The following is a 22,483-nucleotide window of genomic DNA, read 5'->3' on the forward strand; positions in this document are numbered from 1 at the left end:
CGGCGTTTTTGCCCGGATTTCCCGGACTTCCTCCAAGCTCAGCTCCCGGGCCAGAATCACCCGCTTTGCGCCCAGATCGTGCCACGCCCGGGCGCTTTCATAGTTGGCGATACCAGCCTGTGTAGAGACGTGCCGTTGGCAAAGGGGGGCATATTTTCCCGCCAACGCAAACACCCCCATATCCGCCGCAATCAGCGCGTCCACCCCGGCGCTCTGGAGCGTTTCCAGATGCGCCGGGAGACTGGCAACCTCGTCATTGTGGGGCACGGTGTTCACCGTGCAGTGGACCTTCACGCCCCGGCTGTGGGCGTATTCCACCGCGTCGGGAAGCTCTTCGTCCGAAAAATTCCCGGCAAAAGAGCGCATTCCAAAACTGGTACCCGCCAGATATACCGCGTCCGCCCCGTAGGCCACAGCCATTTTTAGCCGCTCCATATCCCCTGCGGGGCAAAGCAGCTCAGGAAGCTTAATTTCCGACATACTGATCGCTGTTGATAAACTGGTTGTGCTCCTGAAGGGTGGCGGAGAAAAAGTGCGTTCTGTCCTTGCCCAATGCGTAGAAATAATAGCCGGTAGTTTCGGGGCTCAGTGCCGCCTGCAAAGATTTCAGGCCCGGGTTTGCGATGGGCGTGGGCGGCAGGCCTGCGTATTTGTACAGATTGTATGGAGAATCCACCTTTTTGTCGTCATTCGTAATGACGCCCTCATGATCCGGGATGGCATACAGCAGCGACGCGTCCACCTGAAGCATTTTATAGGTTCCGTGACTCCCGGTATCCGCCAGCCGGTTGTAAATGACGGAGGCAATGGTGGCCTGATCACCGCCAGCCGTTTCCTTTTCAATGAGGGATGCGATGGTGACAATTTCCTTGAGACTGTGACCCGAGGCTTCCACCTGCGCCATCATATCCTCGTCCATCTTCGCGGAGAAGTTGGAAATCAGGCGGCGCAGGGCGCTTTCGGGCTTCTCGTTCACGTAGAAATCATAGGTGTCCGGGAACAGATATCCCTCCAGCCGGGAAAGCTCCTTGGAGGTGTTGTCGATAAAATCATAATTGAATGTGCCGTTCTGTGCGGCCTCGGTGAGGGCCGCTTCCGTGTTAACACGGTTTTTGACCAGCAGAGCAATAATCTGCCGGACGGTGTACCCCTCGGGAATGGTGACGCGGACGGTGTCCGTGTTCATGCCGCCGGAGGAGTTGTGCATGGCGTTGATCAGCGCCATGTAATCCATCTCGGTACTCAGCTCATAGTTGCCAATACCAATTTTTTCGTTGGCGTCGGCAAATCCGCCGAAAAGCCGGAAGAACCACTTGTACTGAATGAGCCCCGCGTCCTTGAGCTTGTTGGAAACGGTTTTCAAATTGTCGTCCGCCGTGATTTCAACAGTGGTAGTGACATCCGGCTTGCTGAAGGCGCAAAAATCATTCACCAGCAGCCAGCCAAGGCCCGCCACCAGCACAGAAGTCAGCAACACAAACAACGCATATTTCCACCCGCTGAGAAACCGCCTGCGGCGGCGACGGCGGCGAGGACCTTCTCCCCGCTCTCCATGACCGGAAGACGACGGACGGCCGCCTTCCCGGCGAACCTGCTTCGCATCCCAGCTTGCGGTTTCCTGATTGTTATATTCGGACATAACCTGTCATACCTCCTGTGATTTTGCCGCGTTTAGAAAATTTTAATGGCCAAGTCTCCCTTTTGCAAACCCGTGCATAGACTATCACAAAGACTTTAAGTGAGGTGACAAATCCATGTGCTTTAACTCGGGGAATGGCAACAACTCCTGCTGGTGGATCATCATTATCGTTCTTCTCTTCTGCTGCTGCGGGAACGGATTCAATGGAAACAGTTGCGGAAACAGTTGCGGAAACAGTTGCGGAAACAACTGCGGCTGCAACGACAACTGCTGCTGATCCACCTCCACGGGCAGACGGGACGCACTGCGTCCCGTTTTCCCAGCACGTAAAGAGGACAAGCTTTACAGATATTTCTCCATCTTACTCCATACCTCTTCGTGAATTTCCTCCACGGAGCGAATCTGGCCCTCTCTGGCGCAGTTCACCACCGTCCAGTCAAGGTCCCGGGCAATCTTGCGGGCATTCTCCCGGCATTCTTGCAGATATGCGTCGTCCTGCTCATGGATGTCTGCCTTGATCCCCGTGCTGCGCTCCCTTTGACGGAGCATCTGTTCCGAAAGTTCCGTAGGCAAATCCAGATAGAGCACCAGATCGGGCCTTGGCAGACCCAGACGGCAATACTCCAAATCAAACAGCCAGTTTAAAAAGTCCGTCCGCTCGGCGGGCGGAAGTTTCGACGCCTGATGCACCGCGTTGGAGGTGGTGTACCGGTTGGCAAGAATCAGCCCTCCGGCCTCGTAGGCCGCGCCCCAGTCCTGCTTATAGGAGGCGTACCGATCCACCGCAAACAGCGCAGAAGCAGCACAGGCGCTGACATCGCCGGGGTTTTTCCCAAGCGCCCCATCTAAATACAGTCTGGCAGGCTCGGCAAAGGGGTTTCCGTACCGGGGAAAGTCAATCTCCAAAAAAGGTACGCCCATTTTTTTCAGTCTTTCTCCCAGCAGCCGGGCCTGTGTGGCTTTGCCGGACCCGTCGGTCCCCTCAAACACAATCAGCTTTCCGTTCATTTCCGCCGTCTCCTTTCTGCGCGCACATGAATCAGAAACAGAGGCAGCTTCATCATGCGCCCAAGGCGGCGGGGTTCTTTGCACAGTCTGTAAAACCACTCCAGCCCGTGGCGGGACCAAAATTCCGGGGCGCGCTCCACCCGGCCCGCAAATACGTCCAGACTTCCTCCCAGGCCGCACAGCAGACGTGCTCCTGTGGTCTCTCCGTTTTTCGCCATCCACATCTCCTGCTTCGGCGCGCCAAGGCACACAAACACACAGTCCGCACCACTAAGGCGGATAGCGTCCACCACAGGTGCGTCCTCTTTAAAATACCCGTCGTGGGTCCCGGCAATTCTCAGGCCGGGATAGCGGGCCGCAAGGCGGGTCCCCGCCTCCTCCGCAACCCCCGGCTTCGCCCCCAGCAGGTAGAGAGACTTCCCCTCCTCCGCCAGTTTCCCCATCAAACGCTCTGCAAATTCAATCCCCGGCGTTTTTTCCTTCAGGGGAGTCCCCAGCATCGCCGCACCCTTAATGACGCCGATGCCGTCCGGCAAAACCAGCGCCGCGCCGTTCACGACGCTTAGAGCCGTCGGGTCCTCCCGGCAAAGCTCTATAATTTCGGGGTTGGGAGTCGCGACATAATGCGCTCCCTCCGTATTCAAAAGGCGCTGCCCTTCCGCCACGGCCTCCGCCATGGTCACATTGTCAAAGCCCACGCCCAGCACATCAATCCGCATGGAAACACCTCGTACATTTTTCACACTCATACAGCTCTGTATTATATCATATCCGGGGACCTTTGTCCAACGCAAAAATTCCTGAATTTGTCCGCGCTTTCCACTGGGACAGCGGGCAAAACGCACCTCGCCACAGAAAAAAAGAGCGGACGCAGCGTCCGCTCTTTTTACTATTTCAATCAGGCGTCGATGCCCCGGGAGGTCAGGTATTTCTTGACCATCAGTGCCACCTTAAAGGTGATGGCGTCGTCAAATTCCCGAAGGTCCAGCCCCGTAAGCTTTTTGATTTTCTCCAGCCGGTACACCAACGTGTTGCGGTGGACAAACAGCTTTCTGGCGGTTTCGGAGACGTTGAGGTTGTTTTCAAAGAACTTGTGGATGGTGAACAGTGTCTCCTTATCCAGCGCATCGATAGGATTTTTCTTGAATACTTCCTGTAAGAACATCTCACACAGTGTGGTGGGAAGCTGATAAATCAGACGGCCAATGCCAAGGTTTTCATAATTGATGACGTATTTCTCCGTGTCAAAGACCTTGCCCACCTCAATGGCGATCTGCGCCTCCTTATAGGACTTGGCCAAATCACGCAGATGAGTTGCCACGGTGCCGATGCCCACCACGGCAGAGGGCTCGCCGGTTACCTGAAGTGCCTCTTCAATGGAAGCCGCAATCTTGTTCAACTCGCGGACGCCGGCCCCCTCAGGAAGCTGGCAGATCAAAACCACGTTCCCTTCGCCCACAGAGAGAACAAAATCGTTCTGCCGGTCGGGATACAGGGTTTGAATCGCGTCCGTGGGGACGGACTCGGTCTTTTTCAGGGAACGAATGACAAACACGCCCCGGGCCACGTCACTGGAAACCCGCAGCTCCTTGGCACGCATATAAATGTCGCCCAGCATGATGTTGTCGGTGATAATATCCTTAATAAAGGAACCGCGGTCGTGCTTTTCCTCGTAATAGGACTTGGCGGAATTCAGCGCCACAGCGGCAAGAGCGCAGACTGTTTTGCTGATTTCGTTGTCGCCGAAGGCAAACGCGGCATAGTCAAACTGCGCCCCCCAGCCGTTCAGCGCCTTGAACGTCTTTCCGGAGGAAACCACCATGCTCCCCCCTGCGGTATTGATCGCGGGGACAAACTCCGCCCACCGCTGCCCGATCATGGAAAGCTCGCTGCACGCGATGACGATTCCCTCTCCGTCGATCACGCCCACCGTCCGGTCCGCGTTCTCCTTGAGCTGCAGGACTACATTCTGAAAAATTCTTCCCGACATTGCCGGCCCTCCTAGCGCACATTCTGCGTTTTTCTTTGTGCATTTTGTCAATGCCCATATTATATCGACATTTTTGTGAAAATGCAAGACTTTTTTTCTTTTTTCAACAAAATTTTAGACGGCTTTTTGTGTGATATTCAGCTTTCAACTGATTCCGCTTTCGCCGTTTTGTAACATCTGCCGCTCCCCCTCTGTCAGAAGGCGAAAGCCGCCGGAGTCCAGCGCCGCATCCAGAGTCAATTTGCCCATGGACAGCCGTTTGAGATACAGCACAGGCTTTCCCCGAAACGCCAGCATACGCTTCACCTGATGAAACTTTCCCTCCCGAAGCGTCACAAGACACTCGCTCGTATCTCCCGCCGACAGAATTTCAAGACCCGCAGGCAGGCAAACAAGGCCGTCTTCCAGTGTCATGCCCGACTCGAACGCACGGCTGTCCGCTTCCTCCAGACTCCCAGCCGTTCTTGCGTAATACACTTTGTCCACATGATATTTCGGGGAGAGGAGCCGATGGGCGGTCTGCCCGTCGTTTGTCAGCAAAAGCAGACCCTCTGTGTCCTTGTCCAGCCGCCCCACCGGAAACATATCCAGCCTTTGCAGCTCGGTTGGCAGAAGGTCCAAAACGGTTTGGCCCCGCCCGTCCTCCGTTGCGGAGAGAACGCCCGCAGGCTTGTTTAGCATCACCCATATGTATCGGGACAGCACAACAGGCTCCCCATCCACCGCCAGAACCGCAGTCTCCGGGTCGTACTTCGTCTCTGGCGAGGGCGCGGGCGCACCGTCTGCCAAAACCCGTCCCTGCTTCACCAGCAACTTTACCTCACGCCGGGACCATTTCCCGGTTCCAGAAAGCAGCTTGTCCAGTCTCTGCATTTCCACGGCTCACTCCCCTCTTTCCATTGCGATTGTCCTTAATTTTAGCATATCCCAGCGGCGAATGGAATAAGGAAATGACGGAAGGGTAGGAGAGTTTGTCCGAAGTGTCATGGTTTTGCGCGCGGCTGCTTGCGGCGCGCGGGGAGAAAGGGATGGTTGTTTATGTTCATCTGGACGGCGCATCTGCGAAAGAAACGGGTGCTTGCGGCAGTGGTGCTGCTTGCCGCGCTGGCAATTCTGCTGGTGGTGCTCGGCGGTATTTTCCGCAGTCCGGCGGAGAACGGCGCCGCGCGGCTGGACACGGAGGAGGCCCGCAACGGCTACTTAAAGGAGCTGGGCTGGGAGGTTTCCCCCGACCCGGTATCCACCCTGCAAATCCGCATTCCGGACCCCCTGACAGAGGATTACGAGGCTTATAACGATCTTCAACGGGAGCAGGGCTTTGATTTGGCGGAGCTGAAGGGCCAACAGGTCACCCGCTATACATACAGCGTTCTAAATTATCCGGGGCATCCTGATGGCGTGCAGGTAAATCTGTATCTCTGCGAGGGGCTTCCGGCGGCGGGGGACATCATTGTCACCGGGGCAAATGGTTTTCAGGCGGGTTTGGACTTTCCTGAATAAGCGCTCTTTAAATTTCCCGCTCCGAGCCAAAAAAATTCCACATGCCGCCGCCCGCCGTAATTTTACGGCGGGCGGCATCGTTTTTTAAGAGGGGTACGCGCTTAATTTTTGGTATGGATTGCTCGCTTTTCCACGTTCAAAGCCGCCTCGCGCATTGTTTCCGTGACGGTGGGATGACTGTGAATCGTGGAGATCAGCTCCTCCACCGTGGCCTCCAGCCGCAGGGCCAACGCACCCTCGGCAATGAGGTCCGTGGCCCGGGGCCCGATGATGTGCATACCCAAAATCTCGCCGTGTTTCTCATCGGCGATGATCTTCACCAAACCCTCTCCATCGTTGAGAATCAGAGCCTTTCCGTTGGCGCTCATGGGGAATTTGCCAACCTTATAAGCAATGCCCTTCGCCTTGCACTGTTCTTCCGTGAGGCCCACTCCGGCAGCCTCCGGCTCCATATACACGCAGGTAGGATTGGTCTTCTCGTCGTACACCGCCGGCACGCCGCAGATATTTTCCGCAGCCACCTCGCCCATGGCGGAGGCGGTGTGGGCAAGCTGGGCATAGCCCATCACACAGTCGCCGATGGCATACACGCCGGGAACGCTGGTTTCCATCTTCTCATTGACGATGATGCGGCCCCGGTCGTTGTTCAGCCCGGCGGCCTCCAGATTGAGCGACGCGGTGTTGGCGCGGCGGCCGATTGCCACCAAAACCTTCTCTGCTTCAAAGCTGACGGTTTCGCCCACCTTATTTTTGCAGACGACCTTCGCACCCACAGGAGATGCTTCCACAGCCTGCACGGGGCACTCCAAATGGAACTCCATGCCCACCTTCTTCATGTGAGCCACGCCGATTTCCGTAAGGTCGCCGTCCAGCATGGGCAGCATGTGGTCCAGCGCTTCCACCACCGTGATTTTCGTGCCAAAGGCGGAGTAGGCACAGGCCAGCTCCAGTCCGATCACGCCGCCTCCGATCACCACCATGCTCTCCGGCAGCTTCTCAAGACTCAGTGCGCCGGTGGAGTCGATGCAGTTGGGGTTCTCCTTCAATCCGGGGATGGGCGGCGCGAAGTTGACGGAGCCGGTGGCCACGATGATCGCGTCGGCAGTCATGGTTTCGGAAGACCCGTCAGCCTTTTTCACCAACAGGGTCTTGGGTGCGGTGAAGGTAGCCTCGCCGTCAAGCTTTGTCACCTTATTCAGCTTCAGAAGACCCGCCACGCCGGAGGTTAGTTTCTTGGAAATATCATTTTTGTGGGAAATCACCTGTGGAAAGTCCACTGTAACGCTATCAACCTTTACACCAATTTCCGCTCCCTGCTCCTTAATCTGAGAGATCAGCTCCGCACTGTGGAGCAGACACTTGGTGGGGATACAGCCGATGTTCAGGCATGTGCCGCCCAAATGCTCCCGCTCGATGAGCGTGACCTTTGCGCCCAACTGCGCGGCCCGGATGGCGGCAACATAGCCGCCGGGGCCGCCTCCCACCACGAAAACGGTCTTCGCGCCAACCGTCGGTGCAGCTGCCACCGGAGTGGATGCGGGTGCGGCAGCAGTGGGTTTCGCTGCGGGGGCAGCGGATGCGGTGGCTGCTTTGCCCGGGGCGGGAACCGCTTCGCCGGGCTGGCCGATGTAGGCCACCACGGTCTTGCAGGCCACCGTCTCTCCCTCACCCACCATAATTTTCAGAAGCGTGCCGTTGGTGTCGCACTCCACGTCGTTGGTCAGCTTGTCCGTGGCCACGGAGTACAGAATGTCCCCCGCTTTTACGGCGTCACCCTCTTTTTTCTTCCACTCCTCGATGGTGCCCTCGGTCATCGTCAGGCCCATTTTCGGCATCAGAACTTCAATTGCCATAATAAATGTCCTTCTTTCTTCAATCAGGCAGGGGGCCCGGCCTCAGCCAGGCCCCCCTGATTTCTCCGCCTTGCGGAAAACTAACTCAAAATATCTTTGTCAGGACATGCGCCTGACAAAGATACATAATTCCAGCCGCCTTGGGCGGCGTTCACCAGTGGCCGGTGTCACTGGTGTGGGGGAATCTAAAGGGGGACGAAGTCCCCTCTTTACACCAGAAGCATATACGGATTTTCCAGCAGCTCGCAGAGGCGCTGGAGGAATTTGGAGGCCATCACGCCGTCCACCACCCGGTGGTCGGCGGTAAGGCACAGGTTCATCATGGGACGAATCACAATTTCCCCATCCCGCACCACCGGGGTATCTACCATGTCGCACACGCCCAGAATCGCAAGCTCCGGCTGGTTGATGATGGGGGAGAAATTGGTGATTCCATAGGGCCCCAGCGAGGAAATGGTAAACGTTCCGCCGGTCATGTCCTCCATCGAAAGCTTGCCATCCCGCGTGGCGGCAATCAGGCCCTCCGTCTCTTGCGCGATCTCCGCCAGAGACTTGGCCTCAGCGCTCTTCACGTTGGGGACGATCAACCCCGTGCCCTTGGCAACGGCAAGGCCAATATTCACATGGGTGTGGTGGGTCAGCATGTTGTCCGCAAAGCTGGAGTTGATATCCGGGAACTCCGTCAGGGCCTTGGCAGCCACCTTCATCAGAATGTGGTTGTAGGTCAGCTTGATTCCCCGCTCCTTCAACCCGTCCTTCAGCTTGGCGCGCAACTCCTTCATGGCGGTGGCGTCCACCGGATGCGTATAGGTCACGCGGGGAGAGGTTAGCCACGAGACGGTCATATTGGCGGCAATGCTGCGGCGCAGCGGGTCCACCTTCTTGGGGGCTTCGTCGTTGCTGCCCTGCACACCCACAGGCACATTCCGTGTCTCGGCGACAGCCTTTCCGGCGGCGGCCAGCACGTCGGCCTTCATCACCCGTCCGTCCGCATCCAGACCGGACAAATCCACGCCCAGCTCCGCCGCCAGCTTTGCGGCCATGGGGCTGGTCTTTGGACCTGCGGCGAAGGACTCCACATCCCTTGCCACCACAGTCCCCTTGGGGCCGGTGGCGGAAATCCGGGACAGGTCATAGCCCTTCTCCTTTGCCAGCTTTCGGGCGTAAGGCGTTGCCAAAACAAAGCCGCCGGGAGTGCGTTCCGCGGTCTGCGCAGTGGCCTGCGGCGCCTCCGAAGATACTGCGGGCGCAGCGGGTACCGCAGCAGCAGACGGGGCCGCAGAGGCGGCGGGTGCGCCGAGAACAGCCTCACCCTGTGCGCCGATCCATGCGATAACGGTTTTGCACTCCACGGTTTCGCCCTCGCCAAAGAGAATCTTCAGAAGGGTTCCGGTTGTGTCGGCTTCCACGTCGTTGGTCAGCTTATCCGTAGCCACGGAGAACAGGATATCGCCCGCCTGAACGGCGTCGCCCTCCTTCTTCTTCCACTCTTCAATGGTGCCCTCGGTCATGGTCAGACCCATTTTAGGCATCAATACTTCAGTTGCCATATTTGAAAATCTCCTTTTTCAGGCATTAAAACATGCCCTTGATGCCCTTGTACAGGTCCTCCGGATACACGCGCACCATCTTCTCCAGCGTGGGAGCGAAGGGAATGGGGCAGAACGGAGCGCCGTACCGCAGAATGGGCGCGTCCAGGTATTCCATTGCCTCCTCGGCCACGGTGGCGGAAATCTCCGCGCCAAAGCCGCCCTGCTTCACCGCCTCGTGAACCACGCACAGACGGTGAGTCTTCTTCACGGAGTTCAGCACCGTCTCCTTGTCCCAAGGGGACAGGGTGATGAGGTCGATGACCTCGGCCTTAATGCCGTCCTTCGCCAAAAGGTCCGCAGCGCCCCGGGCGTTTTTCATGCCGATGGAGTAGGACACGATGGTCACGTCGCTGCCCTCCCGCTCCACGCGGGCCTTGCCCAGCGTATAGGGCACCTGCTCCGCAAGCTCAGGCAGCTTGCCCTTTTCCTTATAGAGAATCTTATTCTCAAAATAGATGACGGGATCGTCGCTCTCAATGGCGGCAATCAGCACCATCTTTGCGTCATAGGGGTTGGAGGGAGCGACCACCTTGATGCCGGGGATGTGGGGGAACCAAGCCTCCACGCACTGGGAATGCTGAGCCGCGCCCTGAAAGGTCATGCCGTCCGGCGCGCGGAGCACCAGAGGAACCTTGGCCTGACCGCCGAACATATAGCGGGCCTTGGCCATCTGGTTGAACACCTCGTCCATGGCAACGCCGACGAAGTCGGCAAAGTGCATATCCACCACGGGCCGTGCTCCGGCCAAAGCCGCGCCCACGCCGCCGCCGATGATGAACGTCTCGGAGATGGGGGTATCGATAATCCGGCCGGGGAACTTTTCGGGCAGGCCCTTGAACTGACCGAAGATGCCGCCTTGGCGGGCGAGATCCTCGCCCATTACAAAGATTTTGTCATCCTTTTCCATAGTCTCGGCCATTGCTTCGCAGGTGGCCTGAGAAAACGTTAATTCACGCATTGTTGTCATCCTCCTCAGTTCTTAGTCCACGTAGACGTATTTCATAAACTCGCCGGAATCGGGATACTCGGACTCCATGGCAAATTTCTTGGCTGCCTTGATTTTCTCAACGCAGTCCGCGTCCACGGCTTCGCATTCCTTGGCGGTCATCAGCTTCAGCTTCTCAGCTTTCTTGCGGAACATTTGGAGAGGATCGGTGTCGTGGAAAATTTTCTGGGTTTCCTCTCTCGTGCGGTACATCTCGGGGTCGCCCACGAAATGGCCCTCGATACGGTAGGTCTTGGCCTCAATGAAGGTGGGACCCTCCCCTCTCCGGGCGCGGGCAACGGCCTCCACGGCGGCGTCATATACGGCAAAAACGTCCTGTCCGTCCACAATCACGCCGGGGACGTGATAGCCCGCCGCGCGGTCGGAAATGTTCTCAAGGTTACAGGTGGTGCGGTAAGGCGTGGTGGAGGCCCAGCAGTTCATCTCGTTGATAAAAATAATGGGCAGCTTCCACGCGGAGGCCACGTTCATGGCCTCATGAAAGGTTCCGCGGTTGGATGCGCCGTCGCCGAAGAACACCACGGAAACCTTGTCGTTTTTCAAAACTGTTTTGTTGGCCAGCGCTGCGCCGGTGGCAAGGTTATACCCGCCGCCCACAACGCCGTTGGCCCCCAGCATACCGACGGAGAAGTCCGCAATGTGCATGGAGCCGCCACGGCCCTCGCACAGACCGGTCTTCTTGCCAAAAATCTCGGCCATCATCCGGTTGACATCGGCGCCCTTGGCGATGCAGTGGCCGTGGCCCCGGTGAGTAGACTCGATAGAGTCGTCGTTTCTCAGGGCGGCACACACACCGGTGGCAATGGCCTCCTCGCCGATATACAGATGCACAAAGCCGGGAATCTCGCCGGCCAGAGAGTCATGCTTAATACTCTCCTCAAAATGGCGGATCGTGGACATTGTCTCGTAAAATTTCCTGGCCTGGTCCTGGGTATATGCTGCCTTTGCGGCTTTTGCTGTTGCCATAGGAAAAACTCCCTTCTGCCGACAGTTGTCGGTTTGTTGTATAAATTGTATAATTATCCAATTGATTTTGACCGAACTGTCAAAATTTTCACGCGAATGATTCTGAAAAAGCGTGGCGACAGACCACTGTAGCCACGCTTTTCCAGTGAACGCAACTTAAAATCTTTTCGATTTTTACGGAGAATAGGTTTTACTTCGTAAAGGCGGCAATCAGCTCGGGGGTCAGCTTGTCGGCGAATTCATCGTACAAAGGCGCGGAAGCAGTCTTGAACTCCTCGACAGCCTCGGGAGTCAGCTCGGTGACGGTGACGCCTGCGGCCTTCCACTTCTCCAGAATTTTCTGGTCCTCTTCCCGCTCACGCTTGCGCTGATTCTGCGCGGCCTTCTGCCCACAATCGTCAACGATGGCCTTCAGCTCGGGAGACAGAGAATCGTACAGCTCGCCGTTCATGGTGAAGAAAATGCAGTCATACACGCCGGTCCAATAGGTAACATTGTTCTGAACCTCGGCGATGGAGGCGCCATCGGCGGTGGGCAGAGGGTTCTCCTGACCGTCATAGGTCTTGGTCTGCAAGCCGGTGTAAACCTCGGACCAGTTGGCGTTGGCCCAGTTGGCGCCCCACTTGCCATAGGCGGCGCTCAGCAGCTCAGAACCGGCCACGCGGAGCTTCAGGCCCTTCATGTCGGCCAGAGACGCGATGGGACGGACGCTGTTGGTGGGATGACGGAAGCCGTTTTCACCGATGCCCAGCAGGTGCAGGCCCATGCTCTCAACGACTTCGCCCAGTGCCTTGCCGCCCTCGCCGTCCAGCTTCGCGTCAACGTCCTCGAAGGAGTCGAACAGGAAGGGCAGGGAGACAACGTTCAGCCGCTGGTCAAACGCGGAATAAATCAGGTTGGAGTGGGCAGACAGCTCAGTAGTCCCGTCGATGGCGGCCTGAATGCCCTCGGACTGGTTACCGGCAGTCAACTGGTCGGCGGCGTAAACCTGCACGGTGATGGCGCCGCCCGTGGCGTCGGACACCATCTGTCCAAAGTCGCGGCCCATATCCGCCCAAACGGTGTTCTCCGTGGCGGAGCAGGCAAACTTCCATGTCGCCTTTTCAAAGGTGGCGTCGCCGCCAGCGGTGGAACCGGAACCTGTGCCGGAAGAGGCAGGCTTGTCGCCGCCACAGCCGGCCAGCAGCGTCGCGGTCATAGTCAGTGCCATGGCCAGTGCAAGAAACTTTTTCATAATGTTCCTCCTCAAATTTTGATGGCAGGTCAAGTTGCGTATCTGAAATCACTCTTGTGATGGCAGATTCCTTCAATCAGGTCGTTGCGCCCAAAAACGCGGTGGAGAAGAAAGGCACATAGGTGACTATCAGCAGCGCAATCACGCAGGCGACAATCATGGGCCACACGGCCTTGGACATGGACACAATGGTCACTCTGGTCTTGTCCTTGATGTTTTTCAGCTTGTCGCTGACGCCAATGGCCACGAAGAGATTCACGCCCACAGGCGGAGTCACCTGACCAATGGCCATGTTCACGGTGGACAGCACGCCGAAGTGAACCGGGTTGATGCCCAGCTTCACTGCCACAGGATACATGATGGGGATGAAGATATACATGGCGGAGTTTGCGTCCACGAAGCAGCCTGCGATCAGGAAAATCACGTTGACAATCAGCAGGAACACGTACTTGCTGCCGGAGATATCCAGAAGCAGCGTCTGGGCCGCGCCTGCGATGCCGTGGACCGTGCAGATATAGGAGAACAGCGTGGCGCCACCGATAATTAGCATAATGCTGCCCGTGGTCTTTCCAGAATCCACCAGCAGGTCATACAGGTCGCGCCATTTCACCTCGCGGTAAATGAACACGCCGACAATCAGACCGTACACCACGGAGACGGCGGCAGCCTCGGTGGGCGTGAAAATGCCGCCGTAAATGCCGCCCAGAATAATCACGGGCATCAAAAAGCCCCAGAACGCGGAGCGGAAGGATTTCCAGCGGGCGCCCCAGGAGGCCTTTTCACGGGATGCCTCCAAGCCCTTCACGCGGACCTCGATCATGATGATGACCACCAGCGCAATGCCCATCAGGATGCCGGGAAGAATCCCGCCCATGAACATGTCGCCAACGGACACGCCGGTGATAGAGGCGTACACCACGAAGGAGATGGAGGGCGGAATGACAATGGCGATGGAGGAGGCCGCAGCCATCAAAGACGAGGAGAAGGGTGCGGAGAATCCGCCGCGGTTAATCATGGCGGGAATCAGAATGATGCCCAGTGCCGCCACGGTGGCGGGCCCGGAGCCCGAAATCGCGCCGAAGAAGCAAGCCACTACGACGCACACGATGGCAATGCCGCCCCGCCGATGCCCGATGCAGTCGTCAATAAACTCTACCAGACGGGTGGAAATTCCGGCCTTTGCCATGATGTTGCCGGAGAGCACGAAAAACGGAATCGCCAAAAGCAGAAACTTTGCCATGCCGTTGTAAACGTTGGTGGGAACCACGGAGAGCTTATCTCCGGCATAAACCATTGCAAGAATGGAAGAAAGGCCCAATCCCACGCTGATGGGTATGTTCAAAAACAGCATAATGAAGAAGGTGCCGAACAAAATCAGGTTGATCATCAGACGTTTCCTCCTTCATCCCCGGTTTTTACACAGTCCGCGTTATTGTTCATCACGTCGACAAAGAACTCTACGGTGTGCAGAATCAAAAACACGCAGCCGATGGGCAGGAAAATCGTGAATACCCACTCGGGCCAGCCCAGAGAGAAGGTACGCTTTCCGTTGGCCAACTGCACCGCCACCTTATCAAAGCCGGTCTTCATCAGCACCAGATAGAACGCGATATTTGCCACTGTAATAATGGAGACGAAGATTTTTTTGCCTCGGTTTTTCAGCGAATCAAAAATCAGGGAGAGGCTGATCAAGCTCCCCTCTCTGGCGCAGAGCGCACAGCCCAGCATGACCAGAAGAACAAACAGGTTGATGACCATTTCCTCGGTCCAGGCAAACTGGCTGTCCGTCATTTTCCGGACCACCACGTTCGCAAAGGTGATTGCCGTGATGAACGCCAGACCCACGCAGAGAATCAGCTTCTCAATCGTGGCGACGACATCCATGATCTTTTTGTAGACATTCATTCAATTAATCCCTCCTGTTAATACCGCGGTCCTTCCTTCCGAAACTTCTCCCGCTGCCTTCAAAGCATCAATCATGTGCTCAGGCGCCGGCGTAAAAGTTCTCTTCCGTCGGGGTTCCGCTCCACAGAAAATTTTAGTTTCTGCAAATGTGGACAAATCTATTAAAGACACACACAAACGCAATTTTTAAAAAGGCTGCCGTACCGTTCAGTATTCCATCTCTCGCGCAAAGTAAAAAGAACATTTATCATATATCGCGCCGTTTATGAAAAGGCACGGAATTTTATTGGCTTTTTTCAGCCGTCGTGCTATACTCAAGATCGGCCCTGTCCGTGAAATCGGAAAGACCCATTCAACGCTTTCTGCAAAGGAGTCCTGCGCCATGCCGTTGCGCCAGATCACATTCAGCGCCAACGCGGGGGTTGCCCTGCGTCTGGGGGACGTCCGCCTTTGGGTGGACGCTTTACACGAAGAGCCCGTCTCCGGGTTTTCCGTCCTCTCCCCCGCGCTTCAATCCGCCGTAATGGCACACCCGGACTTTCAGCAGCCAAACCTGATTTTTTGCACCCACTGTCATCCGGATCACTTTTCCCGCCGTCTGCTGGGTCAGGCGATGGAGCGCTGGCCCCTTGCGGAGGTGATTTTGCCGGAGCGGCAGTTTGAGCGTCAGCTCCTGCTCTCTCAGCCCCGTGAAAGGCTGGTGCTTCCAGATCTATCCGTCCAGTTCGTCCACCTGCCCCACGAGGGGAAGGAATACGCCACCGTGGCACATTACGGCTGCCTTCTGGAGCATGAGGGTTTTCGGATTTTAATTGCGGGAGACTGCGCCGTGGCCAGCCCCACTCTGCGGGGATTCCTGCTGGAAACCGGGCCGGTGGATCTGGCGCTTCTCAACTTTCCATGGATTACACTGAGCAAGGGGCGGCGGTTCATTGAGCAGTTCATCCGCCCCCGTCATCTGGCGGTATATCACCTTCCCTTTGAGCAGGACGATATTTACGCCTACCGCCGCGCTGCCCTGAGGGCTGCGGAGCAGGTCCCGGCCGAGGATGTGCGGCTGTTTCTTAATCCGCTTCAACAGGAACGCTTTTCATAAGTCTTGGGAACGCGCTTTGCGCGTTCCTTTTTCGCTAAAGCAACATCGTCAGCGGCTCCTCCAAAAAGCGCTTCATGGCGCGCAGGAGGTCTGCCGCCGCCCCGTCGATCAGCGTTGCGGGGTCATAGGTCAGGTGGATGCGCACGGTTTCATCCGCAGCCACATCCCCCACCGCCAAAACGACGCTCTCACCGGGACGCAGCGTGGGCATCACGCCCTCTACGCCGCGTTCCATCGGACGAAGCGGCACGCCCAATCGGATCGCCGCCCGTCCCGCAAACACAGGGAAGGTCAGCGCACCGCCCAGTGTGTTCAGCGCCGCCAACAACTCCCTCACGTCCGCCGTGGCGTAACATCCGGCAGACGTTTCCGTAAAAGTCTTTGCCGGAGCTTTGACTGCCGGTATTGCCGCAGCCTCTACATCCCGCCGGACAATTCGTCCGCCGGGGCCGGTGCCCGTAAGCGCTTCCAGCGCCACGCCCATCTCCCGCGCACCTTTGCAAGCATAGGGCGACGCGCGGAGTCTTGTTTTCTCAGCCATACGTGCCCCCTCAGCGGCCCAGCGTTTTTTTCACGCCGGCCACGATGTCCTCGGGATGGGGAAACTGCGCATCTTCCAGCACGGGGGAAAACGGAGAGACGACATTCATCCCCGCCACGCGGCCCACGGGGGAATCCAGCTCGTCGAACAGCTCCTCCGTAATCTGCGCGGACAACTCCGCGCCCACGCCGCCGCGCTTCACGCCCTCCTCCACAACCACCGCGTTGTGGGTTTTGCACACGGAGGCGCGGACCGCTTCCCAGTCCAGCGGGACCAGCGTCCGAAGGTCCAAGACCTCCGCGTCGATTCCCTCCATGGCCAAAGCTTCGGCGGCTGCCAGCGCAAACAGCACCTGCCGGGACCATGTGAGGATAGTAATATCCTTCCCCGGGCGCTTGATATCAGCCTTTCCAAGAGGAATGACGTACTCGCCGTCGGGAATCTCTTCCTTTCTGGCGTAAAGCAGCTTGTGCTCCAGAAATACCACCGGGTCGTCGTCCCGGATGGCGGCCTTCAGCAGGCCCTTGGCGTCCGCCGCCGTGGAGGGGCAGACCACCTTCAGTCCGGGAATGTGGGTGAACAGCGCCTCCAGACACTGGGAGTGCTGCCCCGCGTTGCGCCGTCCCGCGCCCATAGGCGCCCGGAACACCACAGGAATTTTCACCTGCCCGCCGGTCATATAGCGCAGCTTTGCCGCCTGATTCATCACCGGGTCGAGACACACGGAAATAAAGTCGTTGTACATCCATTCCACCACGGGCCGCAGCCCGCGCATGGCCGCGCCCACGGCGATGCCCGTAAAGCCGGACTCGCTGATGGGCGTGTCAATCACCCGGTCGGGGCCGAACTCATCCCGAAAGCCCGCGGTGATGGCAAACACGTTGCCCATGACGCCCACGTCCTCGCCCAGAAGAATCACGTTTTTATCCCGGGCCATCTCCTCATGAAGCGCCTGACCGATGGCCTTGCTCACAGTGAGCTTCATCGCAGCACGCTCCTTTCGTTGTCGGAAGAATACACGTTGTCGATCACAGCCGCAGGGTCCGGTTCGGGAGAACTTTTTGCAAACTGATAGGCGCTTTCGATTTCTTCCGCAACGCCTTGGTCAATATCCGCAAGCTCTGTCTCCCCAGCGCCCAGCGCCAAAAGCCGCATGCGTGCATTGTTAAGGGGATCCTTCGACTTCCCTTCCGTTAGATATTCCTTGGGCCGGTATGCGGCGGGATCTCCGCAGTAATGGCCCTGATATCGGTAAACCATCGTCTCCACAAGAGAGGGGCCGCCGCCGGAACGGGCGCGTTCCACCGCTTCGGCGGCGGCATGGAAAACCGTCTCCACGTCCGTACCGTCTACGGTGACGCCGGGGATACCGTAGGCCGCTGCACGGACGGATAGACGCTCGGTATTGGTAATGCGGTGAATTTCCGTAGAGACGCCGTATTGGTTGTTTTCAAGCAGAAACACCATGGGCAGCTTCCACACGGCGGCCATATTCAGCGTCTCGTGAAAGGTCCCCTGATTGGAGGCTCCGTCGCCGAAAAACGCCATGGTAACCGCCCCGTCGCCCTTGATTTTCGATGCAAGGGCGCTGCCCGCCGCCAGCGGGATGCCCGCGCCCACAATGCCGTTGGCCCCCAGAATTCCAAGGCTCACGTCCACGATATGCATGGACCCGCCCCGGCCCCGGCAGTAGCCAGTTTCTTTGCCGAACAGCTCCGCCATGGCAAGGTCCGCCCGGGCGCCCTTTGCAAGGCAGTGCCCGTGTCCCCGGTGGGTGGAGGTGATATAGTCGGATTCCCGCAGGGCAAGGCACGCGCCTACGCCGCTGGCCTCCTGGCCCATATACAGATGGATGTTGCCCGCCAGCTCGCTGCGGGTAAAGCAGTCGGCGGCCTTCGTTTCAAACACCCGAATCAGTGCCATCCTCCGATAAGCCTCGCGATACCAATTCGCTCCGCAAACCGTTTCCTTCGTTTTCAAGGAACCGCCCCCTTTTTATTCCGCGCGGAACATTGTATCCAGAATTTCCTCTTTGTGAATCCCGCCGAACAGCTCTGACAGCGGGAAGCGGTCCAGTACCGCACCAGCGTCCTCCCGCCGGAAGACGCAGCCCTTCAACGCTTCCGTCAGCTCGTCCAGTGAAGTGACAGAGAGAAAGTCGCCGTAAAACACGATCTCCGTGATCCGGCCCTTCTCCACCGCGATCCGTGGCTCCAGCGTCCCGCCGTCAAACCGGCGCTTGTCGGTAAAATCGTATCTGGGAGAGCGCCCGAAATTCCACTCCCATGTGTCGTACTTTGTCCGTTTCAGCTCCTTCACGGCAGCCAGCTCCTCTTCCGTGAGGGAATCCGCCGTGAGGCCGCCGCCTGCCAGAGCCGTCTTGAGGTACTTCCAGAAATCCGCCATATCCATAGGTTCTGCCAAAAACTCCCGGATATTCCCGATGCGGCTCTTGACCGATTTTGCCCCCTTGGACTGAAACTTCGCCGGGTCCACGTTCAGCGCGCCAGCCACCATGCCGGGATTCGCGTCAAACAGCAGCGTCCCATGGTGCAGAATGCGTCCCTTCATCATCCGCTGGGCGGTGCCGGACACCTTGCGCCCCTCCACCAGAATGTCGTTCCGGCCGGATGCCTCCGCGTTCAGGCCAAGGCCCTTCAGCGCCGCCACTACGGGCTTTGTAAATCGCTCCATGGCCAGCTCTTCAGAATTCCCCGCGTCGGTGATGAAGGAATAATTCAGGTTTCCCAGATCGTGATACACCGCGCCGCCGCCGGTGGTACGGCGAACCACATGGATGCCGTGCTCCTCCACAAAGGCGCGGTTAATCTCCGCCTCGGCATTTTGGTTCTGACCGATCACGATGGTGTTGTCATTCTGCCACAAAAGCAGATAATCTCCCGACCGTCTGCGCTCCAGCGCAGTCTCCTCAAATGCCAGATTATAATAGGGATTCAGCGACCCCGTCTCCATGTATTTTGTCAGACTGTTAATGATCAACACACGCCCCTTTTTATTATTTTGGTCTTATCAATCTCTGTATGACGGTAAAACGGTATGTTGGTCCTACCACTCAGGTTATAAGACCACCATACCATTCAGCTTCTTTATAGTCAAGTTCAGACTGGGGAAACGCCGTCCAAATCTTCCCTTGTTTTATTAGTGCAATTGCACAATATTTTAAACGAATCAGTCCCGCTCCGGGTACTTTTGCAAAAACTCATCCACAATTCCGAGGTGTAGCGTCATTTCCCGCTTCGCCAACTCCGGATCCCGGGCCTTCACCGCCTCATAAATGGCGTGGTGAGAATCCTGCGTGCGCTGCTGATAATCGGGCAGGCCAAAAAACCGCCGCCGCACATCTGCAAGCAGGCTGCCCACAAGATGGATGGTGGCAGCCAGCATGACATTGTGGCTGGCCTCAGCCAACGCGTCGTGAAACGCCACGTCGTTCATATAATTATCAGGCTCGGCGTCCAGATTGCGGACTGCCTCACGAATGGTGGCCATATCCTCTTCCGTTGCCCGCTGACAGGCCAACTCCACAATCGCCACCTCGTTAATACGGCGGAACTCGTTAAAATCCTGCCGGATATCCGTCTGGTTGGACAGACGGACAAAGGACATCGCCTTTTGAATATAGTCCGCATCCCGCACCACAACCTTCCGGTTTCCCCGGTTCTCAATGGCGCCCAAAAACTCCAAAATGGCAAAGCACTCCCGTAGGGAGCCTCGCCCAACACCCAGCGTCTCCGCCAGATCACGCTCTGAGGGCAGTTCCTCCCCCACGCGAATATGGCCGCTGTCAATCGCGGCGAGGAGCGCTTTCATCACAAGCTCCGGAATTTTGGGCGGTACGTATTGAATCTTTTCCAACTGCATTGCTGTGCCTCCTTGTTTGGTAATACCATGCTACCATCGTCTTTTTTTGCCGTCAATGAACTACGCATAGAAAATAATCGCTCTTTTTTGGAATAACCGTCAAAAATCAGTCATAGAACTCCGAAAAGCGCCGTACCCGCGGACGGCGCTTTTCGGAAATCTTTTTACAATTGATCTGCGTCCCCGCGCCGCGACGCATAAATCGCGGGGGCCAGCAGCGCCGCCGCAATCAGCGCAGCGGTAAGCACAGTGGAGGTAGAGGTGACCATCACCCCGGCGATGACCAGCAGTCCCGCGGCCATCCAGACGCGGGCGGCAAACAGATGAACCGCCCGCCATGCATCGTCGCTGTGCTCCGTGGCGGAAAACCGCAAGGCAATCCGCGCGTCTCTGGGACAGTCCCACATGTGGCCGCCCAGAATCATCAACAGCAGACCCAGCAAGCAAGGGGTCACAAACGGCAGCGTCAGGTCCCCACCGGAGGACTGCAAAATCATGCCGCTGCAAAACAGGACGGAAATCAAAGGAAACCCCCACCTGCCCACCATGCGTACATAGGGCTTCGGGAGCGTCATGCGCTTTTGATTTGCCATAAGCTGTCCGTGACCAAGCAGGTCCATCAGGCACATAAAGCCCGGCAGACCGAAAGCCACCACCCAACGGGGAATGGAATCATCCTTACCACCGCTTCCGATCAGTCCGCTGGGCACAAGTTCCGGGATGCTGTTCCACAGGCGGGCGCCCAAAATCATGGGCAAGGCGCAGGCAATCAGCGTCACCGCCAGCAGAGCCGCCGCCTTCTCCTTTGAAATCTGCTTGCCGAGAAGCTTCGCGGCGGCAATCTCCGCCTCTCGCTCCATGGCGGACTGCCTGTTCTTTTTGGGCTTTTGACTGCTCATGATAAAAACAATCCTCCTTCAGGCCCTCCGGGCGCAATCTGCGACGGGGGCATCATATCACACCTCCAACGGCTTGTAAAGCAAGCCGCTGCCTGCGTGCGGTTTTTCTTCCTTTCCCGAGATGAGGTTATGCATGGCCGCACTCAGCTTTTCTCTTCGGAATTCCGCTGTAACCTTCAATCCTCCTGAATACGCGTTTGCCCATTTTCCTCCGTCGGTAACGCAGTGGCCTTTTCCGGCTCCCCGGCGGGTAAGGTCTTTTTCGCCCCCCACGGAATCTGCGCCAGCACCACCGCCGTCAGCATCAATCCACAGCCGAAATACTCCCGTCCGCTCATGCGGTCGCCCAGCAGCAGCGCCCCCGCCAGAACGGCAAAAACGGCCTCAAGGCTCAGCAGCAGCGACACCACCGTGGGGTTGGAGTCCCGCTGGGCCAGAATTTGCAGTGTATAGGCCACGCCGCTGGAAAAGATGCCCACATACAAAATGGGCCATACGCACGCTTGCAGCGCTTCCCATGAGGGCTGCTCCGCAGCCAGCATGCCCACGGCAGAAAAAACAGCCGCCACCAAAAATTGCGCGCAGGACAGTTCCACCCCATCCACCTTTTCGGTAAAATGGTCTATCATGAGAATGTGGGCGGAGAAGCAGAGGGAGCAAAGGAACATGAAAAAGTCCCCCTCGGAGATGGCGAAGCCCTCCCGGATGCACAGGAAATAAAGCCCCACCACAGCCAGCGCCACGCTGGCCCAAATCCCCTTGCCCACTTTCTTTTTCAGAAAAATTCCCAGAATGGGAACAATCACGATATACAGCGCCGTGATAAAGCCCGCCTTGCCGGAGGTGGTGGTTTCAAGTCCTCGCTGCTGAAGATTGTTCCCCAGTGTCAGCGCCGCACCGCAGCAAAGGCCGCTGACCAAAAGCTCCCGGCGGTAATGGGGCTGGGGCTTTGCCTGTTCGCCAAAGTCCCGCTTTCGCCGTGCGCGGAACAGGACCGCCAGTCCCAGTGTAAACACAAAGGCAATGAAAAACCTTGCGGCGTTGAAGGTGAAGGGCTGCACAAACTCCGTGCTGACGCTTTGGGCGACAAAAGCCGTTCCCCATATGAAGGCCGCCAGAATCGGAAAAACGTTTTGGCGAATGAATCTGGTTTTTTGCATGGCTCTTGCTCCCATCCTATAAAAATGATAAAATACCCGTATTATGCTAAGAAGGGCGGAGTCTCTCCGCCCAAAAGAACCGTAAAACCCAATTATTTTACCATCAGGAAGAAAAAATGGCAAGTCTTCCCCGAAATATTCTCCGGACGAAGCGGCAAAGCCCGCCCGGAAGCTGCCGGAAAGCCCTGCAACTTTGACCGGAAAGAAAGGAT

22 protein-coding genes are annotated in these 22,483 nt (G+C 57.3%); 2 read left to right on the top strand and 20 right to left on the bottom strand.

Annotated elements, in window-relative coordinates; all coding sequences use genetic code 11:
• From RTK01_RS03230 to RTK01_RS03255, 6 genes are all read right to left on the bottom strand, one after another.
• Positions 1-480 (bottom strand): peptidase U32 family protein (locus RTK01_RS03230; RefSeq protein ID WP_312279599.1); only part of this gene is annotated, 480 nt, incomplete at its 3' end.
• On the bottom strand, positions 467-1,639 hold the full coding sequence (gene mltG, locus RTK01_RS03235; protein ID WP_312279600.1) for an endolytic transglycosylase MltG: 1,173 nt from the start codon (positions 1,637-1,639) through the stop codon (positions 467-469). The genes RTK01_RS03230 and mltG, both read right to left, overlap by 14 nt.
• Before the next feature lie 342 nt (positions 1,640-1,981).
• Complete coding sequence (locus RTK01_RS03240; RefSeq protein ID WP_312279601.1) at positions 1,982-2,647, bottom strand: thymidylate kinase; 666 nt, start codon at positions 2,645-2,647, stop codon at positions 1,982-1,984.
• Positions 2,644-3,390 (bottom strand): WecB/TagA/CpsF family glycosyltransferase, encoded by a 747-nt coding sequence (locus RTK01_RS03245; protein ID WP_397352232.1) that lies wholly within the window; start codon positions 3,388-3,390, stop codon positions 2,644-2,646. The genes RTK01_RS03240 and RTK01_RS03245 overlap by 4 nt, the downstream gene beginning before the upstream one ends.
• Positions 3,391-3,545: 155 nt before the next feature.
• The gene (locus tag RTK01_RS03250) at positions 3,546-4,637 is read right to left on the bottom strand and encodes a helix-turn-helix domain-containing protein (protein WP_312279602.1); all 1,092 of its coding nucleotides are present in this window, start codon (positions 4,635-4,637) and stop codon (positions 3,546-3,548) included.
• A 144-nt stretch (positions 4,638-4,781) separates the two neighbouring features.
• Positions 4,782-5,510, bottom strand: a complete 729-nt coding sequence (locus RTK01_RS03255) for a pseudouridine synthase (protein WP_312279632.1) — start codon at positions 5,508-5,510, stop codon at positions 4,782-4,784.
• Between the two features lie 165 nt (positions 5,511-5,675).
• Here RTK01_RS03255 and RTK01_RS03260 point away from each other — a divergent pair, with 165 nt between their 5' ends.
• The gene (locus RTK01_RS03260) at positions 5,676-6,137 is read left to right on the top strand and encodes a DUF4830 domain-containing protein (protein ID WP_294854515.1); all 462 of its coding nucleotides are present in this window, start codon (positions 5,676-5,678) and stop codon (positions 6,135-6,137) included.
• 101 nt (positions 6,138-6,238) lie between these two features.
• On the opposite strand, the gene lpdA is transcribed toward RTK01_RS03260, so the two are convergent.
• The 7 genes from lpdA to RTK01_RS03295 all read right to left on the bottom strand — a co-directional run bounded on the left by lpdA (position 6,239) and on the right by RTK01_RS03295 (position 14,693).
• Positions 6,239-7,990, bottom strand: a complete 1,752-nt coding sequence (lpdA, locus tag RTK01_RS03265; protein WP_312279603.1) for a dihydrolipoyl dehydrogenase — start codon at positions 7,988-7,990, stop codon at positions 6,239-6,241.
• Positions 7,991-8,199: 209 nt separating this feature from the next.
• Positions 8,200-9,540, bottom strand: coding sequence for a dihydrolipoamide acetyltransferase family protein (locus RTK01_RS03270; protein WP_312279604.1), 1,341 nt, complete (start codon positions 9,538-9,540; stop codon positions 8,200-8,202).
• A gap of 25 nt (positions 9,541-9,565) precedes the next feature.
• On the bottom strand, positions 9,566-10,540 hold the full coding sequence (locus RTK01_RS03275; RefSeq protein ID WP_312279605.1) for an alpha-ketoacid dehydrogenase subunit beta: 975 nt from the start codon (positions 10,538-10,540) through the stop codon (positions 9,566-9,568).
• A 21-nt stretch (positions 10,541-10,561) separates the two neighbouring features.
• Entirely contained in the window at positions 10,562-11,554 is a 993-nt protein-coding gene (locus RTK01_RS03280) for a thiamine pyrophosphate-dependent dehydrogenase E1 component subunit alpha (RefSeq protein ID WP_294854520.1), read from the bottom strand.
• Positions 11,555-11,744: 190 nt separating this feature from the next.
• Positions 11,745-12,788, bottom strand: a complete 1,044-nt coding sequence (locus RTK01_RS03285; RefSeq protein WP_312279606.1) for a DctP family TRAP transporter solute-binding subunit — start codon at positions 12,786-12,788, stop codon at positions 11,745-11,747.
• 76 nt (positions 12,789-12,864) lie between these two features.
• Positions 12,865-14,175 (bottom strand): TRAP transporter large permease, encoded by a 1,311-nt coding sequence (locus RTK01_RS03290; RefSeq protein ID WP_312279607.1) that lies wholly within the window; start codon positions 14,173-14,175, stop codon positions 12,865-12,867.
• Complete coding sequence (locus RTK01_RS03295; protein WP_312279608.1) at positions 14,175-14,693, bottom strand: TRAP transporter small permease; 519 nt, start codon at positions 14,691-14,693, stop codon at positions 14,175-14,177. Before RTK01_RS03295 ends, RTK01_RS03290 begins: the two co-directional genes overlap by 1 nt.
• Positions 14,694-15,075: 382 nt before the next feature.
• Between RTK01_RS03295 and RTK01_RS03300 the strand changes: the two genes are divergently transcribed.
• Entirely contained in the window at positions 15,076-15,789 is a 714-nt protein-coding gene (locus tag RTK01_RS03300; RefSeq protein WP_312279609.1) for a hypothetical protein, read from the top strand.
• Positions 15,790-15,823: 34 nt separating this feature from the next.
• Here the strand turns inward: RTK01_RS03300 and RTK01_RS03305 are convergent, their stop codons facing one another.
• The 7 genes from RTK01_RS03305 to RTK01_RS03335 form a co-directional block, all read right to left on the bottom strand.
• Positions 15,824-16,330: an E3 binding domain-containing protein gene (locus tag RTK01_RS03305; RefSeq protein ID WP_312279610.1), complete on the bottom strand. Its 507-nt coding sequence runs from the start codon at positions 16,328-16,330 to the stop codon at positions 15,824-15,826.
• 10 nt (positions 16,331-16,340) lie between these two features.
• Positions 16,341-17,315: an alpha-ketoacid dehydrogenase subunit beta gene (locus RTK01_RS03310; RefSeq protein WP_312279611.1), complete on the bottom strand. Its 975-nt coding sequence runs from the start codon at positions 17,313-17,315 to the stop codon at positions 16,341-16,343.
• Positions 17,312-18,310 (bottom strand): thiamine pyrophosphate-dependent dehydrogenase E1 component subunit alpha, encoded by a 999-nt coding sequence (locus tag RTK01_RS03315; protein ID WP_312279612.1) that lies wholly within the window; start codon positions 18,308-18,310, stop codon positions 17,312-17,314. Before RTK01_RS03315 ends, RTK01_RS03310 begins: the two co-directional genes overlap by 4 nt.
• Before the next feature lie 15 nt (positions 18,311-18,325).
• Positions 18,326-19,333: a lipoate--protein ligase gene (locus tag RTK01_RS03320; RefSeq protein ID WP_312279613.1), complete on the bottom strand. Its 1,008-nt coding sequence runs from the start codon at positions 19,331-19,333 to the stop codon at positions 18,326-18,328.
• A 186-nt stretch (positions 19,334-19,519) separates the two neighbouring features.
• The gene (locus RTK01_RS03325; protein WP_294854536.1) at positions 19,520-20,212 is read right to left on the bottom strand and encodes a FadR/GntR family transcriptional regulator; all 693 of its coding nucleotides are present in this window, start codon (positions 20,210-20,212) and stop codon (positions 19,520-19,522) included.
• 164 nt (positions 20,213-20,376) lie between these two features.
• Entirely contained in the window at positions 20,377-21,111 is a 735-nt protein-coding gene (locus tag RTK01_RS03330; protein WP_312279614.1) for an SdpI family protein, read from the bottom strand.
• Between the two features lie 176 nt (positions 21,112-21,287).
• Positions 21,288-22,271, bottom strand: a complete 984-nt coding sequence (locus tag RTK01_RS03335) for a DMT family transporter (RefSeq protein ID WP_312279615.1) — start codon at positions 22,269-22,271, stop codon at positions 21,288-21,290.
• Positions 22,272-22,483: the final 212 nt, after the last annotated feature.

Origin of the sequence: Oscillibacter sp. (genome assembly GCF_031978065.1) — a bacterium.
Taxonomy (GTDB): domain Bacteria; phylum Bacillota; class Clostridia; order Oscillospirales; family Oscillospiraceae; genus Oscillibacter.

Excerpts from the sequence above, each read along its gene's own strand:
- RTK01_RS03330 (WP_312279614.1), bottom strand. The coding sequence starts at position 21,111 with ATGAGCAGTCAAAAGCCCAAAAAGAACAGGCAGTCCGCCATGGAGCGA.
- RTK01_RS03285 (WP_312279606.1), bottom strand. The coding sequence starts at position 12,788 with ATGAAAAAGTTTCTTGCACTGGCCATGGCACTGACTATGACCGCGACG.
- RTK01_RS03240 (WP_312279601.1), bottom strand. The coding sequence starts at position 2,647 with ATGAACGGAAAGCTGATTGTGTTTGAGGGGACCGACGGGTCCGGCAAA.
- RTK01_RS03335 (WP_312279615.1), bottom strand. The coding sequence starts at position 22,271 with ATGCAAAAAACCAGATTCATTCGCCAAAACGTTTTTCCGATTCTGGCG.
- RTK01_RS03280 (WP_294854520.1), bottom strand. The coding sequence starts at position 11,554 with ATGGCAACAGCAAAAGCCGCAAAGGCAGCATATACCCAGGACCAGGCC.
- RTK01_RS03310 (WP_312279611.1), bottom strand. The coding sequence starts at position 17,315 with ATGAAGCTCACTGTGAGCAAGGCCATCGGTCAGGCGCTTCATGAGGAG.
- mltG (WP_312279600.1), bottom strand. The coding sequence starts at position 1,639 with ATGTCCGAATATAACAATCAGGAAACCGCAAGCTGGGATGCGAAGCAG.
- RTK01_RS03305 (WP_312279610.1), bottom strand. The coding sequence starts at position 16,330 with ATGGCTGAGAAAACAAGACTCCGCGCGTCGCCCTATGCTTGCAAAGGT.
- RTK01_RS03300 (WP_312279609.1), top strand. The coding sequence starts at position 15,076 with ATGCCGTTGCGCCAGATCACATTCAGCGCCAACGCGGGGGTTGCCCTG.
- RTK01_RS03290 (WP_312279607.1), bottom strand. The coding sequence starts at position 14,175 with ATGATCAACCTGATTTTGTTCGGCACCTTCTTCATTATGCTGTTTTTG.
- RTK01_RS03270 (WP_312279604.1), bottom strand. The coding sequence starts at position 9,540 with ATGGCAACTGAAGTATTGATGCCTAAAATGGGTCTGACCATGACCGAG.
- lpdA (WP_312279603.1), bottom strand. The coding sequence starts at position 7,990 with ATGGCAATTGAAGTTCTGATGCCGAAAATGGGCCTGACGATGACCGAG.
- RTK01_RS03325 (WP_294854536.1), bottom strand. The coding sequence starts at position 20,212 with ATGCAGTTGGAAAAGATTCAATACGTACCGCCCAAAATTCCGGAGCTT.
- RTK01_RS03250 (WP_312279602.1), bottom strand. The coding sequence starts at position 4,637 with ATGTCGGGAAGAATTTTTCAGAATGTAGTCCTGCAGCTCAAGGAGAAC.
- RTK01_RS03260 (WP_294854515.1), top strand. The coding sequence starts at position 5,676 with ATGTTCATCTGGACGGCGCATCTGCGAAAGAAACGGGTGCTTGCGGCA.
- RTK01_RS03275 (WP_312279605.1), bottom strand. The coding sequence starts at position 10,540 with ATGCGTGAATTAACGTTTTCTCAGGCCACCTGCGAAGCAATGGCCGAG.
- RTK01_RS03255 (WP_312279632.1), bottom strand. The coding sequence starts at position 5,510 with ATGCAGAGACTGGACAAGCTGCTTTCTGGAACCGGGAAATGGTCCCGG.
- RTK01_RS03295 (WP_312279608.1), bottom strand. The coding sequence starts at position 14,693 with ATGAATGTCTACAAAAAGATCATGGATGTCGTCGCCACGATTGAGAAG.